At 69.1% G+C, this 14,551-nt stretch carries 11 protein-coding genes and 1 tRNA gene; 5 read left to right on the top strand and 7 right to left on the bottom strand.

Going from position 1 to position 14,551, the window contains the following annotated elements; all coding sequences use genetic code 11:
- Together ROTAS13_RS09025 and ROTAS13_RS09020 are read right to left on the bottom strand one after the other, a co-directional pair.
- A partial coding sequence (locus tag ROTAS13_RS09025; RefSeq protein ID WP_139323293.1) for a glycosyltransferase family 39 protein occupies positions 1-783 on the bottom strand: 783 nt, incomplete at its 3' end.
- Between the two features lie 10 nt (positions 784-793).
- Entirely contained in the window at positions 794-1,885 is a 1,092-nt protein-coding gene (locus tag ROTAS13_RS09020; protein WP_058390545.1) for a glycosyltransferase family 2 protein, read from the bottom strand.
- 206 nt (positions 1,886-2,091) lie between these two features.
- Between ROTAS13_RS09020 and ugpB the strand changes: the two genes are divergently transcribed.
- The 4 genes from ugpB to ugpC are packed head-to-tail and all read left to right on the top strand — an operon-like array spanning position 2,092 to position 6,293.
- Complete coding sequence (gene ugpB / locus ROTAS13_RS09015) at positions 2,092-3,462, top strand: sn-glycerol-3-phosphate ABC transporter substrate-binding protein UgpB (RefSeq protein ID WP_019459816.1); 1,371 nt, start codon at positions 2,092-2,094, stop codon at positions 3,460-3,462.
- Positions 3,463-3,466: 4 nt separating this feature from the next.
- Complete coding sequence (gene ugpA / locus ROTAS13_RS09010; protein ID WP_075822130.1) at positions 3,467-4,348, top strand: sn-glycerol-3-phosphate ABC transporter permease UgpA; 882 nt, start codon at positions 3,467-3,469, stop codon at positions 4,346-4,348.
- Positions 4,348-5,217, top strand: a complete 870-nt coding sequence (ugpE, locus tag ROTAS13_RS09005) for a sn-glycerol-3-phosphate ABC transporter permease UgpE (protein ID WP_075822129.1) — start codon at positions 4,348-4,350, stop codon at positions 5,215-5,217. The genes ugpA and ugpE overlap by 1 nt, the downstream gene beginning before the upstream one ends.
- A gap of 5 nt (positions 5,218-5,222) precedes the next feature.
- A complete protein-coding gene (gene ugpC, locus ROTAS13_RS09000) occupies positions 5,223-6,293 on the top strand; it encodes a sn-glycerol-3-phosphate ABC transporter ATP-binding protein UgpC (RefSeq protein ID WP_075822128.1) in 1,071 nt (356 codons plus the stop codon).
- A gap of 45 nt (positions 6,294-6,338) precedes the next feature.
- Here ugpC and ROTAS13_RS08995 read toward each other — a convergent pair.
- The 5 genes from ROTAS13_RS08995 to ssb all read right to left on the bottom strand — a co-directional run bounded on the left by ROTAS13_RS08995 (position 6,339) and on the right by ssb (position 11,003).
- Positions 6,339-6,411: transfer RNA gene (locus ROTAS13_RS08995), tRNA-Lys, on the bottom strand.
- A gap of 119 nt (positions 6,412-6,530) precedes the next feature.
- Entirely contained in the window at positions 6,531-7,055 is a 525-nt protein-coding gene (locus ROTAS13_RS08990) for a peptidylprolyl isomerase (protein ID WP_027297167.1), read from the bottom strand.
- Positions 7,056-7,115: 60 nt separating this feature from the next.
- Positions 7,116-7,643, bottom strand: a complete 528-nt coding sequence (gene coaD, locus ROTAS13_RS08985; RefSeq protein WP_019459811.1) for a pantetheine-phosphate adenylyltransferase — start codon at positions 7,641-7,643, stop codon at positions 7,116-7,118.
- Complete coding sequence (gyrA, locus tag ROTAS13_RS08980) at positions 7,636-10,317, bottom strand: DNA gyrase subunit A (RefSeq protein ID WP_244311116.1); 2,682 nt, start codon at positions 10,315-10,317, stop codon at positions 7,636-7,638. The genes coaD and gyrA overlap by 8 nt, the downstream gene beginning before the upstream one ends.
- A 152-nt stretch (positions 10,318-10,469) precedes the next feature.
- Positions 10,470-11,003 carry a single-stranded DNA-binding protein gene (gene ssb / locus ROTAS13_RS08975; RefSeq protein ID WP_075822127.1) on the bottom strand — a complete coding sequence of 178 codons (534 nt, stop codon included), beginning with the start codon at positions 11,001-11,003 and terminating at the stop codon, positions 10,470-10,472.
- 413 nt (positions 11,004-11,416) lie between these two features.
- Here ssb and uvrA point away from each other — a divergent pair, with 413 nt between their 5' ends.
- Entirely contained in the window at positions 11,417-14,419 is a 3,003-nt protein-coding gene (gene uvrA / locus ROTAS13_RS08970; protein WP_252571251.1) for an excinuclease ABC subunit UvrA, read from the top strand.
- Positions 14,420-14,551 lie beyond the last annotated feature (132 nt).

Here is a 14,551-nt window from a genome sequence, read left to right as displayed (position 1 = left end):
TCGCCTTACGGTGGAGCTGTGCGTAGATGTGATCAAGAGACAGCCGATGAGCTCGCCCAGGTAGCGGAAGGTGAGGCTCCCTTCGCGCAGCCCGGCCCGCCCGCCCTGCTTGGCGAAGGAGGCCCAGCCGTGCTGCGCGTTCCAGAACAGCACCGGGGAGAAGACCAGGATGGCCAGGACCCCGCCCGCCCAGAGCCGCCAGTCGCGCAACCAGGCCCGCGCCTTCGCATCCAGCAGCAGCCAGAGCAGCAGGCCGATCCCCAGGAAGGCGGCGGTGTATTTCGACAGCAGCGCGGCCCCGGCGAAGAGGCCCACCGCCAGCCACCAGCGCCCGTCCCCGCGGGCATGGGCCTCGGCGACCGCCCAGAGGGTCAGGCACCAGAAGACGATCTGCGGCGTGTCCGGCGTCATCAGCACGGCGCCGGCATTCACCAGCAGCGTGGCGTTGAACAGCGAGGCCGCCATCACCCCCGGGCGCCGGTCGGGAAACAGGAGGTTGCCCGCCCGCACCAGGGCCAGCGTGGCCAGCAGCAGCCCGACGGGGCCGAGCAGCCGGATGCCCAGCGGTGTGTCGCCCAGCAGCAGCGTTCCCGCCCGGATCCAGAAGGCGACCATGGGCGGATGGTCGTAGTAGCCGGGCGAAAGCGCCCGGGACCAGACCCAGTAATAGGCCTCGTCCGGCGAGACCGGCACGACGGCCGCGGCGATCAGCCGGGCCAGGGTGATGGCCGCCAGGGCCAGCAGCGGCGTCAGCAGGGACTGCGTGCGGAGGGACTGCATCATCGGCTTTTCCTCAGCGAGCGCGCCAGACCAGTGTCGAGGAGACGGCATAGTTCCAGACGGCGGTGATCAGCGCCCCGGCGGCCCCGGCAAGGCCCCAGCCCAGCGTCTCCTCCCGCACCAGCAGCCGGGCGATGCCGACATTGGCCGCCGCCCCGATGCCGCAGACCAGGTAGAAGAGCACCAGCCCCCGCCAGAGGGACGGCCCCTTGAGCCGCACGTCGCGGTAGGTGACGCGGTTGTTCAGCAGGAAGTTCGCCGTCATCGCGGCGAAGGTGGCGATCCACTGCGCGGGGGCAAAGCCGAGATGTCCGATCTCCACCGCTCCCCAGAGCACCAGCAGGTGGACAGCGATGCCGATCAGCCCCACGGCGGCGAAGCTGAAGAAGCGCCAGGGCAGCGCCCCGCCCAGGGCCTTGTCCAGCAACAGGCCGAGGAACTCCATCAGCACCGTGGCGTCGAGCTTGGATTCCCCCGCCTCGCGCGGGCGGAAGCGGTAGGGGACCTCCGTCACCCGTAGGGGGCGCCCGGCGGACAGCAGCAGGTCGAGCAGGATCTTGAAGCCTCGCGCCGAGAGCCGCGGCGCGATCTCTTCGAACAGGGGGCGCGGCAGCAGGAAGAAGCCGCTCATCGGGTCGCTCACCGAGGTCGGCAGGATCGAGCCGGCCATGCGCGCCCCGGCCTCGCTGATCCGGGCGCGCAGCGGGGAGAAGCCGCTGTCCTTCTCGCCACCCTTCACGTTGCGGGAGCCGACCGCCACCTCCGCCCCGCCGTCCTTCACGGCGGCCAGCATCAGCGGCAGGCGCGTCTCGTCATGCTGAAGGTCGCCGTCGATGACGGCCACATAGGGGGCGGAGGAGGACAGGATGCCCTCCACGCAGGCGGAGGCGAGTCCGCGCCGCCCGATGCGGCGGATGCAGCGCACCCGGACATCCTCCGCCGCCACGGATTTCACCAGTGCCGAGGTTCCGTCCGGGCTGTTGTCGTCCACATAGACCGCCTCCCAGGCGATCCCGTCCAGCGCGGCCTCCAGGCGGCGCAGCATCGGCCGCACATTGGCGGCCTCGTTGTAGCAGGGGATGATGACGGAGAGTTCGGCGGGCACGGCGGCGGCTTAGCCCCGCTGCGCCTCCGGCGGAAGTGCGTGCTGCATCCGGCAGGGCCGCAATGCCTCCCGCCGTTCCCTGTCGTTTCGGTCCGGAAGCGGATCGAGACGTCATGCTCCCTTCATGAAAATGTCATTTATCTGTAGCATGACCGCAACAAGCACCGGCGAAAGGCCGGCCGCTCACTGACAGGGAGAACGCGATCATGCGGCGTCGTTCCGTTGCCGCCGGCGCCTTGGCGCTGGCTTCCGCCCCACTGGCCTCCGGGCTCCTCGGCCGCCCCGCCCTGGCGCAGGGCACCGGCAACCGCACCGAGATCCAGTTCTGGCACGGGCTGAGCCAGCCGCTGGGCGGGATGCTGGAGCAGATCGCCGCCGACTTTTCCGATTCGCAGGACAGGTTCCGGATCAACGCCACCTTCCGGGGCAGCTATCCGGACACCATGGTGGCGGCCATCGCCGCCTTCCGCGCCGGCACCGCGCCGCATATCGTGCAGATGTTCGAGGTCGGCACCGGCACGATGATCAATGCCGGCCGCGCCATCGTGCCGCTGCACGAACTCGCAGCCCAGACCAAGGTCGATCTCGGGACCGCGGACTACCTCGCCGCCATCAAGGGCTATTACAGCCTGCCCGACGGGCGGCTGATGTCCCTGCCCTTCAACAGCTCCACCTCGATCGTCTTCTACAACAAGGATGCCTTCCGCAAGGCGGGGCTGGACCCGGCGAAGTTCCCGGCGACCTGGCCGGAAGTCACCGAGGCGATGCGCAAGCTGAAGGCGGCGGGCTTCGCCTCGCCCATGACCACCTCCTGGCCCACCTGGCTGAACGTCGAGCAGGTGAGCGCCATCCACAACATCCCGCTGGCCACCAGGGCGAACGGCTTCGAGGGGCTGGATGCCGAGCTGCGCATCCACAACCCGCTGCTGGTGAAGCATCTCGGCAACCTCGTGGAGTGGCAGAAGGAAGGCCTCTACCGCTACGGCGGCCGTGACTCGGCGGCGGATGCACTGTTCCCCTCGGGCGAGTGCCCGATCGTCATGGCCTCCTCCGGCCTGCGCGCCCGCACCGTGAAGGAAGCGAAGTTCGACTGGGGCGCGGCGATGCTGCCCTACTACCCGGAGGTGAAGGGCGCGCCGATCAACAGCATCATCGGCGGCGCCAGCCTCTGGGTGATGCAGGGTGGCCCCCGGGCGCAGCGCTCGGCAGCCGAGCTCCAGGGCGTCGCCGAGTTCTTCCGCTATCTCGGGCGGCAGGACATCGCCGCGAAGTGGCACCAGGACACGGGCTACCTCCCCGTTTCCATGGGCGCCTACAAGGCGACGCGTGAATCGGGCTTCTACGCGAAGAACCCCGGCGCCGACGTGCCGGTGGAGCAGCTCCTGCGCGGCGGCGGCAACACCACGGAGAACAGCCGAGGCATCCGCCTCGGCGGCTTCGCCGAGATCCGCAACATCATGCAGGAGGAGATGGAGCGGGCGCTGCAAGGGGCGCAGAGCGCCGACCAGGCCCTGGCCAGCGCGCAGACGCGCGGCAACCAGGTGCTGCGCAACTTCGAGCGCACCAACAAGGGCTGACCCGATGAGCGAGAAGGTCGCCTTTCGCGGCAAGGCGCTGCCGCTCCTGCTGCTCTTGCCGCAGCTCGCGATCACGGCGGTCTTCTTCTACTGGCCCGCCCTCCAGGCGCTGATCCAGTCCACGCTGCGGGAGGACGCTTTCGGCCTTTCCAGCGAGTTCGTCGGGCTGGAGAATTTCCGCGAGGTCCTGTCCGACCCGAACTGGCTGCAGGCCGCCTGGAACACGGCGATCTTCTCCTCCTCCGTGGCCATCCTGGCCCTTTCGGTGGCGCTGTTCCTGGCGGTGCAGGCGGATAAGAGGCTGCGCGCCGCCAGCCTCTACCGCACCCTGCTGATCTGGCCCTATGCCGTGGCCCCGGCCGTGGCGGCGGTGCTCTGGCTCTTTCTCTTCCACCCGCAGACCGGGCTGATCGGCCGCGCGCTCAACAATGCCGGCCTCGCCTGGGACTACCGGCTCAACGGCACCCAGGCGATGCTGCTGGTGGTGATCGCCTCGGCCTGGAAGCAGGTCGCCTACAACTTCATCTTCTTCCTGGCCGGGCTGCAGTCCATCCCGCAGAGCGTGCTGGAGGCGGCCGCCATCGACGGCGCCCGCCCGGTGCGGCGCTTCTGGACCGTGGTCTTCCCCCTGCTCTCCCCCACCATCTTCTTCCTGGTGGTGGTGAACCTGACCTACGCCTTCTTCGAGACCTTCGGCGTCATCCATGCGCTGACCCAGGGCGGCCCGGCCCGGGCGACGGAGACGCTGATCTACAAGGCTTGGTCGGATGGCGTGCAGAACCTGAACCTCGGCACCTCCTCGGCCCAGAGCGTCATCCTGATGCTGATGGTGGTGGCGCTGACGGCCTTCCAGTTCCGCTTCATCGACCGCAAGGTGCATTACTGATGGCCGATGCCGCCACCGCGACACGCCACCGGCAGGCGCGTTCGAAGCTGCTGGCCCATGCGCTGCTGATCCTGGGCGTCCTCATCTTCGCCTTTCCGATCTGGATCGCGCTGATGGGCTCCACCCACGATGCCTCCACCCTGGGGCGCGGCGAGGTGCCGCTGCTGCCGGGGCCGGACGCGGTCGAGAACTACGTCACCGCCTGGACGCAGGGCGGCGGCCGCATGCGCACCACGCCCGCCTGGGTGATGCTGTGGAACAGCGCGCTGATGGCGCTGATCATCGCGGTCGGGAAGATCACGATCTCCATGCTCAGCGCCTTCGCGGTGGTGTTCTTTCGCTTCCCCTTCCGGATGACCTGCTTCTGGCTGATCTTCATCACCCTGATGCTCCCGGTGGAGGTGCGGCTGATCCCCACCTTCCAGGTCATGGTGGACCTGCGCCTGACCGACACGATGACGGGGCTCACCCTGCCGCTGATCGCCTCCGCCACGGCGACGCTGCTGTTCCGGCAGTTCTTCCTGACCATCCCGGACGAGCTGGCCGAGGCGGCGCGGCTCGACGGCGCCGGGCCGCTGCGCTTCCTGCGCGACGTGGTGCTGCCGCTCTCGCGCAACTCGATCGCGGCGCTCTTCGTGATCCTCTTCATCTATGGCTGGAACCAGTATCTCTGGCCGCTGCTGATCGTGACCGACCGCTCGCTGGAGACCATCGTGGTCGGCCTCTCCAAGAGCATCGGCAACGGCGATTCCCAGAACGAGTGGAACACCATCATGGCCATGGCGGTGCTGGCGCTGCTGCCGCCCGTCGCGGTGGTGGTGGCGATGCAGCGCTGGTTCGTGCGCGGCCTGACCGAAACGGAGAAGTAAGCCCTTTGGCGACCCTGAAGCTGGACGAGATCCGCAAGTCCTTCGGCAAGACGCAGGTGCTGCACGGCATCGAGCTCGATGTTGCGGATGGCGAGATGGTGGTGCTGGTCGGCGCCTCGGGTTGCGGCAAGTCCACGCTGCTGCGGATCACCGCGGGGCTGGAAACGCCGACATCCGGCAAGGTGCTGATCGCCGGACGCGACGTGACCCCGCTGGAACCGGCGGACCGCGACATCGCCATGGTGTTCCAGAACTACGCGCTCTACCCGCACATGACGGTGGCGCAGAACATGGCCTATGGGCTGAGGATCCGCGGCCTGCCGCGCCCCGAGATCGACCGGCGGGTACGCGAGGCCGCCGAGATCCTGGGCCTGGGCGCCCTGCTGGATCGGCGCCCGCGCCAGCTCTCCGGCGGCCAGCGGCAGCGCGTCGCCATGGGCCGCGCCATCGTGCGGGAGCCGGCGCTGTTCCTGTTCGACGAGCCGCTCTCCAACCTCGACGCCAGGCTGCGCGTGCAGATGCGGGCGGAAATCCGGCGCCTCCAGCGGCGGCTGGGCGTGACCTCGATCTTCGTGACTCACGACCAGGTGGAGGCCATGACCCTGGGCGACCGGCTGGTGGTGATGCACCAGGGCCGCGCGGCGCAGGTCGCCTCCCCCATGGAGGTCTGGGCGAAGCCGGCCGACACCTATGTCGCGAGCTTCATCGGCAGCCCCTCGATGAACTTCCTTCCGGCCACGCTGCTGGAAGGCGGTGTCGGCGCGAAACTGGCTTCGGGGCAGGAGATCCGTTTTGCGGACGGGCCACGCCCCGGTGCGGCGGGAATGCCCCTGACGCTGGGGCTGCGGCCCGAGCATGTGCTGGTCGGAGAGGCGCCGGATGCCCTGCCCCTCACCGTCGATCTCGTGGAACCGCTGGGCTCCGAGACGGTGGTGCATGGCAGGCTGCCGGATGGCGTGCCGCTCACCGTCCGAGTGAACGGTCCCTTCGCGGGAAGCAGGCTGCCGGCGCTCCTCGACCCACGAGAACTCCATGTTTTCGATGGCGGGACTGGAAAGCGGCTGGAGACGGGCTGAGGGCTCAACGGCCCGGCCGGAGCATTCCAGGAACAGGATTTGGAGTGCGCCCGCTGGGGCTCGAACCCAGGACCCCAAGATTAAAAGTCTCGTGCTCTACCGACTGAGCTACAGGCGCCCAAGAAGGGTCGGTCGGACGGATAGCACAGGCTCCGCGCCACGCGAAGAGCATGGAGCCCGTGTCCGGCGCGGAAAACAGGGCGAGGCCACAGCGGCCCCGCCCTTCAGGAAGGCCCGCTACTGGCCTTCCGGCACATCCGCCGCGACGCGCAGGCGGATCAGCTTGTCGGGCTCCCGCACCATGCCGCTGGAACCGCTGCCGCGCTTGATCTTGTCCACGGCCTCCATGCCAGAGATCACGCGGCCCCAGATCGTGTACTGGCCGTCCAGGCTCGCGGCCGGGGCGAACATGATGAAGAACTGGCTGTTCGCGCTGTTCGGGTCCTGGGTCCGGGCCATGCCGCAGGTGCCGCGGATGAAGCGCGCCTTGGCCGGCGGGCTGAACTCGGCCGGCAGGTTCGGCAGCGGGCTGCCGCCCGTGCCGGTGCCGGTCGGATCGCCGCCCTGGGCCATGAAGCCCTCGATGACCCGGTGGAACGGCGTGCCGTCATAGAAGCCCTGGCGCGCCAAGGTCTTGATTCGCTCCACATGCTTCGGGGCCAGGTCGGGGCGTAGCTCGATCACCACGCGCCCGTCCTTGAGATCCATCAACAGGATGTTCTCGCGGTCGGCAGGCGCCGCGGCTTCGGTACTCTCGCTCATCAAGGATCCTCCGGCGATCAACGTCGTGGCGGTCAGCAGAGTGCGTCGCCGCATCTGGAACTACTCTCCCGTGGCATTCCGCACGCGGGCCAGCGTGCGTTCGAGCGTCAGGGCGGGCACGAAAGACGAGACATCCCCCCCCAGCCGCGCAATTTCCTTCACAAAACGCGAGGAAATGAACTGGTTGCGCTCGCTGGCCATCAAGAACACCGTCTCGATGCCATTGTCCAGCCGGTGGTTCATGCCCGCCATCTGGAACTCGTAGTCGAAATCCGACACCGCCCTCAGGCCGCGCACGATCATCCCGGCGCCGACCTCGCGCGCGAAGCCGATCAGCAGGCTGTCGAAGGGGCGCACGTCGATCGGCGTGCCAGTGCGGTCGGTCACCGCCCGCATCTCCGCCTGGACGAGCTCGACGCGCTCCTCCAGCGGGAAGAGCGGCCCCTTTCCCACATTGACGGCGACGCCGATGACCAGCCGGTCTACGAGGCGCGACGCCCGGCTGATGACGTCCAGGTGGCCGTTGGTGACCGGGTCGAAGGTCCCCGGATAGAGGCCGATCCGCTCGGCGCGGGCGGCCCTAGCCATCCTCCCCCTCCCCGTCATCCACCACGGGGAAGCAGGATGTCACACGTTCGTTATCGTCCAGGCGCAGCATGGTGACGCCCATGGATGTCCTCCCTGTGACCCGCACCTGGTCCACTGGCAGGCGGATCAGCCGGCCATTGTCGGTGACGAGCATGACATCGTCGCCCGGCTTGGCGGGGAAGGTCGCGACGACCTCGCGCCCCGTGCGCTTGCTCAGGCTGATATTGGCGATCCCCTGCCCGGCCCGGCCGGAGACGCGGTACTCATAGGCGGAGGAGCGCTTGCCGAAGCCCTGGTCGGTCACGACCAGCAGCAGCTCCTCGGCCGCTTCCAGCTCGGCAAACCGCTCGGCGGAGAGCGAGACCTCCTCGCCATCCTCCACCGGCTCGTCGGCCTCCAGGGGTGCCTCGGCGGGTGCAGCCTCCTCGGCTCCCTCCTCCGCCTCGGCCCCGTTGCGGCGCCGGGCGGCGGCGGCCTTGAGATAGGCGGCGCGCTCGGCACTATCCGCCTCGACATGGCGCAGCACGGAAAGCGCGATCACACCGTCACCATCCGCCAGCCGGATGCCGCGCACGCCGGTGCTGTCGCGGCCGGCGAAGACGCGCAGCGTGTCCGTCTCGGCAACGAAGCGGATGCAGCGGCCGTTGCGGGTGGCCAGCATCACGTCGTCGCCTTCACGGCAGGTCTGCACGCCGATCAGGCTGTCGCCTTCGTCCAGCTTCATGGCGATCAGGCCGGAGGAGCGGACATTGCGGAAATCCGACAGCCGGTTGCGGCGGACATTGCCACTGGCGGTGGCGAAGACGAGGTGCAGGTTCTCCCACAAGCCCTCATCCTGCGGCAGCGGCAGCACCGCCGTCACATGCTCATCTTGCTGCAACTGCAACAACTGGCGCAGCGAACGGCCACGCGCCGTCGGGCTGGCGAGCGGCAGCTTCCAGACCTTCTCGCGGAAGGCCATGCCGCGCGAGGTGAAGAACAGCACCCACTGGTGCGTATGCGCGTTGAAGGAGCGCACCACCACGTCGTCCTCGCGCGTCCCGGCGGCGGAACGCCCGCGCCCGCCACGGTTCTGCGCGCGGAAGCTCTCCAGCGTGGTGCGCTTCACATAGCCGTCGCGGGTCATGGTCACGACCATGAGGCCCGGCTCGATCAGGCTCTCGTCGTCCTGGTCCAGCACGCCATCGACGATCTCGGTGACGCGCGGCGTGGCGATCTGGGCGCGGACCTCGGCGAGTTCCTGCGACATCAGCTCCAGCCGCCGCACATGGCTGGCCAGGATGTCCAGGAGTTCGCGGATCCGGCCGCCGACCTCGTCCAGCTCGGCGACGATCTTCTCGCGCTCCAGCCCGGTCAGGCGCTGCAGGCGCAGCTCCAGGATGCCCCGCGCCTGGGTCTCCGTCAGGTGGACCGTGTCGTCGATCACGACATTGCCGCTGTCGTCCACCAGCGCCAGCAGCGCGCCGACATCGCCCGCCGGCCAGGCGCGGGTCATCAGGGCCTCGCGCGCCGTGTTGGCGTCGGGGCTCTGCCGGATCAGGCGGATGACCTCGTCGATATTGGCGACGGCGATGGCCAGACCGATCAGCAGGTGTCCACGCTCGCGCGCCTTGCTGAGGCGGTAGCGGGAACGGCGGAGGATCACCTCCTCGCGGAAGTCGATGAAGGCGCGCAGCGCGTCCTTCAGCCCCATCTGCCGCGGCCGGCCCTTGTCGAGCGCCAGGATGTTCGCGGCAAAGGAGATCTGCAGCTGCGTGAAGCGGTAGAGCTGGTTCAGCACCACCTCCGGCGTCGCCTCGCGCCGCAGCTCGATCACGATGCGCATGCCGGAGCGGTCGCTCTCGTCGCGCAGGTCGGAGATGCCCTCGACCTGCTTGGAACGCACCAGCTCCGCGATGCGCTCCAGCAGCGTGGTCTTGTTGACCTGATAGGGGATCTCGGTGACGACGATGGCGTTGCGGTTGCCGCGCAGCTCCTCGATCGCCGTGCGGGCGCGCAGCGGGATGGCGCCCTTGCCGGTCTCGTAGGCGGAGCGGATACCCGCGCGGCCCAGGATCAGCCCGCCGGTCGGGAAGTCCGGCCCGGGCACCATCCGGATCAGCTCCTCCAACGAGATGTCGGGCTCGCGGATCATCGCCAGCGTGGCGTCGATGATCTCGCCCGCATTGTGCGTCGGGATATTGGTCGCCATGCCCACGGCGATGCCGTTGGCGCCGTTGACCAGCAGGTTCGGGAAGGCCGCCGGCAGGACGCGCGGCTCCTGCGCGCTTTCGTCGTAGTTCGGCTGGAAATCGACCGTATCCTCGTCGATGCCGACCAGCAGCGCGGCGGCGGACTTCGCCAGCCGCGCCTCGGTGTATCGCATCGCAGCCGGCGGGTCGCCGTCGATGGAGCCGAAGTTCCCCTGGCCATCGATCAGCGGCAGCCGCATGGAGAAGGGCTGCGCCATGCGGACCATGGCATCGTAGATCGCCGCGTCGCCATGCGGGTGATAGACACCCATGACGTCACCAACCACGCGGGCCGACTTGCGGTGCGGCTTGTCGGGCGTGTAGCCGGCCTCGTGCATGGCGAAGAGGATGCGCCGGTGCACGGGCTTCAGCCCGTCCCGCGCATCCGGCAGGGCGCGCGAGACGATCACGCTCATCGCATAGTCGAGGTAGGAGCGGCGCATCTCCTCCTCGAGCGCGACGGGCGTCCCGCTCAGCGGAACACCCGCGCCATTCTCATCCCCGCCGTTGCCGGCGCCGTCCTCGGTCTCGCTCACGCTGTCATCCTAAAATCATTCCTGGTCCCATTTCTGGTCCGGGCCCTCGGGCCGGGACCTCAGAACGGGATGTCGTCATCCAGGTCGCCCTTCGGCGCATCCCAGCCGCCGCCGCCGCCACCACGCGAGGGCGAGCGTCCGCCGGAGGCGCCGCCGCGCTCTCCGCCGCCGGCGCGCGGGCCACCGCCGAAGCCGCCACCGCCGCCGGAATAGCCGCCGCCCTCACCACCCTCGCCGCCGCTGGCGCGGCCGCCGATCATGGTCAGCTCGCCGCCGAAGTTCCGCAGCACGATCTCGGTGGTGTACCGGTCCTGGCCGTCCTTGTCCTGCCACTTCCGGGTCTCGAGCTTGCCCTCGATATAGACCGTGGAGCCCTTGCGCAGGTACTTCTCGGCCACCTCGCCCAGGCGCTCGTTGAAGATCGCCACCGAGTGCCACTCGGTCCGCTCCTGGCGGTTCCCCTCGCGGTCCTTGTAGTTCTCGCTGGTGGCGATGCGGAGGTTCACCACCTTGCCGCCGTTCTGGAAGTTGCGGACCTCGGGGTCGCGCCCCAGATTGCCCACCAGGATCACCTTGTTGACGCTGCCGGCCATTCATCCACCTCTTGCCTGGCATCGGGCCTCTCTCCATCGCCCCGGCCAAGGGACGGGTGGGACAGGACACCGGGCCGACTCGTATCGCCCCGTGCGGCACGGCCGACAGGGTCGGGCGAACTTACCCAAGGGAAGCGGCGCTCGCCACCCCCAGGGGAAGTTCGCCCGGAAGGCGGGCGGAGGCGCCCCCCGGCAACCTCCACCCACGGCGTGGATATGGTATCACGGTTGCAAGAACACAATGTGAACTAAGCCGCAAATCCTGCCATAATCGGCCCCTCACAGCCTGTTCCGCGGGAACCTTCAGGGACCCATCCGCTTTGCCCGACAGTCTTCCTCCCCGGTCCCCTTCCCGGACCCGCCGTCCCGGCCGCCGCACCGTCTCCGGCCAGGACACAGCCCAGGACACCAGCATGGCCGCCTCTCGCGACACCGACCTCGCCACTGCCGATGCCGCCTCCCCCGCCAGCGCCATCCCGGCGAAGCAGGCCGGCGCGGCGCCCCGGGCTTCCGGGCAGGGCGCGGAGCGTGACGCGGGCCGAGGGGCGCCGAAGCCGGTGCAGGGCCCGGCCATCCGGGTCCGGGGAGCGCGGCAACACAACCTGAAGAACATCGACCTGGACATCCCGAAGGACACGCTGACGGTCATCACCGGCCTGTCCGGCTCGGGAAAGTCCTCGCTCGCCTTCGACACGATCTATGCCGAGGGGCAGCGGCGCTATGTGGAGAGCCTGTCGGCCTATGCCCGGCAGTTCCTCCAGCTCATGGGCAAGCCGGACGTGGACAGTATCGAGGGCCTGTCCCCCGCCATCTCGATCGAGCAGAAGACCACCTCGCACAACCCGCGCTCCACGGTCGGCACGGTCACCGAGATCCATGACTACATGCGCCTGCTCTGGGCGCGGGTGGGCGTGCCCTATTCCCCCGCGACCGGCCTGCCGATCGAGGCGCAGACCGTCTCCATGATGGTGGACCGTGTCCTCGGCATGGGCGAAGGCAAGCGCCTGCTGATCCTGGCCCCCATCGCCCGCGGCAAGAAGGGCGAATGGAAGAAGGAGCTGGCCGAGCTCCAGCGCCGCGGCTTCGAGCGCGCCAAGATCAACGGCACCCTCTACCGGCTGGAGGAGGCGCCGAACCTCGACAAGAAGCGCAAGCACGACATCGAGGCCGTGGTGGACCGCATCGTGGTCCGCCCCGGCATGGAGACGCGCCTCGCCGACAGCTTCGAGACGGCGCTGGGCCTGGCCGATGGCGTCGCCTATGCCGAGGATGCCGACAGCGGCGAGCGGACCGTCTTCTCCTCCCGCTTCGCCTGCCCGGAGAGCGGCTTCACCATCGAGGAGATCGAGCCCCGGCTCTTCTCCTTCAACTCGCCCCAGGGCGCCTGCCCGGTCTGCGACGGGCTGGGCACGGAGAGCTATTTCGACCCCGCCCTGGTGGTACCGGACGATCTGCGCCCGCTGGCGGAGGGCGCCGTGGGCCCCTGGGCCGGCGGCTCCTCCTCGGCCTATTACGACCAGACGCTGGACAGCCTGGCGAAGCACTTCAAGGTCTCGATGAAGACCCCCTGGACCGAGCTTCCCGCCGCCGTGCGCAAGGGCATCCTGCACGGTACCGGCACCGAGGTGGTCACGCTCCGCTACAAGGACGGGCTGCGCGCCTACGAGGTGAAGAAGCCCTTCGAGGGCGTCCTCCCCAACCTGGAGCGGCGCCTGCGCGAAACGGACAACCCCTGGGTGCGGGAGGACCTGGAGCGCTACAAGGCCGGCCGCCCCTGCAAGGCCTGTCAGGGCGCACGGCTGAAGCCCGAGGCCCTGGCGGTGAAGGTCGCCGGCCTCCACATCGCCCAGGCCAGCGAGCTGTCGATCCGCAAGGCCATGGAATGGTTCCAGGGCGTCCATGGCACGCTGACCGTGCAGCGGCAGGAGATCGCCGGCCGCATCCTGCGCGAGATCAACGAGCGGTTGCGCTTCCTGGTGGATGTGGGGCTGGACTATCTCAGCCTCTCCCGTTCCTCCGCCACCCTCTCGGGGGGCGAGAGCCAGCGCATCCGCCTCGCCTCGCAGATCGGCTCCGGCCTGACCGGCGTGCTCTATGTGCTGGATGAGCCCTCGATCGGCCTGCACCAGCGCGACAACGAGCGCCTGCTCACCACGCTGCGGCGGCTGCGCGATCTCGGCAATACCGTGCTGGTGGTGGAGCATGACGAGGACGCCATCCGCGCCGCCGACCACCTGATCGATATCGGCCCGGCCGCCGGCAAGGGCGGCGGCAACGTCATCGCCCAGGGCACGCCCGAGGAGGTCGCGGCCAATCCCAACAGCGTCACCGGCGCCTATCTCTCCGGCCGCCAGCGCATCGAGGTTCCCGCCGAGCGCCGCAAGCCCGATCCGGAGAAGACGCTCCGCGTCGTCGGCGCGCGGGGCAACAACCTGAAGGACGTGACCGCCGAGATCCCGCTTGGCACCTTCACCTGCGTCACCGGGGTTTCCGGCGGCGGCAAGTCCACCCTGGTGATCGAGACGCTCTACAAGGCCGTGGCGCGGCGCCTGATGGGCTCCGGCACCGTCCCCGCCCCGCACGACCGGATAGAGGGGCTGGAATACCTCGACAAGATCATCGACATCGACCAGTCGCCCATCGGCCGCACGCCGCGCTCGAACCCGGCCACCTATACGGGCCTCTTCGCACCGATCCGGGACTGGTTCTCGGAGCTGCCGGAGTCACGGGCGCGCGGCTACAAGCCAGGCCGCTTCTCCTTCAACGTGAAGGGCGGACGCTGCGAGGCCTGCCAGGGCGACGGCGTGCTCAAGATCGAGATGCACTTCCTGCCCGACGTCTACGTCACCTGCGACACCTGCAAGGGCAAGCGCTACAACCGCGAGACGCTGGAGGTCCGCTTCCGCGACAAGTCCATTGCCGACGTGTTGGAGATGACGGTGGACGAGGGCTGCGAGTTCTTCTCCGCCGTGCCCTCCATCCGCGACAAGCTGTTGGTGCTGCGCGAGGTCGGGCTGGGCTATATCCACCTGGGCCAGCAGGCGACGACGCTCTCGGGCGGCGAGGCGCAGCGCATCAAGCTGGCCAAGGAACTCTCCCGCCGTGCCACGGGCCGCACCCTCTACATCCTCGACGAGCCGACCACCGGCCTGCACTTCGAGGATGTGCGCAAGCTGCTGGAACTGCTCCAGGCGCTGGTGAAGCAGGGCAACACGGTGCTGGTGATCGAGCACAACCTGGAGGTCATCAAGACCGCCGACTGGCTGCTCGACCTGGGTCCCGAGGGTGGCGAGGGAGGCGGCCGCATCGTCGCCCAGGGCACGCCGGAGGAGGTCGCGGCCAACCCGGACAGCCACACGGGCCATTTCCTGGCCCCCCTGCTGCCCACGCCGAAGGCGAAGCGCAAGCGGGCCTGACCCCCGGCCGCGTCCCCGCCCCGAACGGGTTGGCGCGAGCGCGATCGGTCCTCAGACCCGCCCGCGCAGCCCGGCCCAGGCCACCGCCAGCCGGTCTGCGCCGCCGCGCGGCCCGGGCGGCTGGGCGAGGTC

It is taken from the genome of Roseomonas sp. TAS13 (genome assembly GCF_001950415.1).
Taxonomy (GTDB): Bacteria; Pseudomonadota; Alphaproteobacteria; order Acetobacterales; family Acetobacteraceae; genus Roseomonas; species Roseomonas mucosa.
Note: the sequence above shows the minus strand (reverse complement) of the source record. Positions and strands in the feature narration are given on the sequence as shown.

Coding starts and splice junctions, on each gene's coding strand:
- ugpB (WP_019459816.1), top strand. CDS start 2,092: ATGCGGCGTCGTTCCGTTGCCGCCGGCGCCTTGGCGCTGGCTTCCGCC.
- ugpA (WP_075822130.1), top strand. CDS start 3,467: ATGAGCGAGAAGGTCGCCTTTCGCGGCAAGGCGCTGCCGCTCCTGCTG.
- ugpE (WP_075822129.1), top strand. CDS start 4,348: ATGGCCGATGCCGCCACCGCGACACGCCACCGGCAGGCGCGTTCGAAG.
- ROTAS13_RS08990 (WP_027297167.1), bottom strand. CDS start 7,055: ATGAGCGAGAGTACCGAAGCCGCGGCGCCTGCCGACCGCGAGAACATC.
- coaD (WP_019459811.1), bottom strand. CDS start 7,643: ATGGCTAGGGCCGCCCGCGCCGAGCGGATCGGCCTCTATCCGGGGACC.
- gyrA (WP_244311116.1), bottom strand. CDS start 10,317: ATGCGCCGCTCCTACCTCGACTATGCGATGAGCGTGATCGTCTCGCGC.
- ssb (WP_075822127.1), bottom strand. CDS start 11,003: ATGGCCGGCAGCGTCAACAAGGTGATCCTGGTGGGCAATCTGGGGCGC.
- uvrA (WP_252571251.1), top strand. CDS start 11,417: ATGGCCGCCTCTCGCGACACCGACCTCGCCACTGCCGATGCCGCCTCC.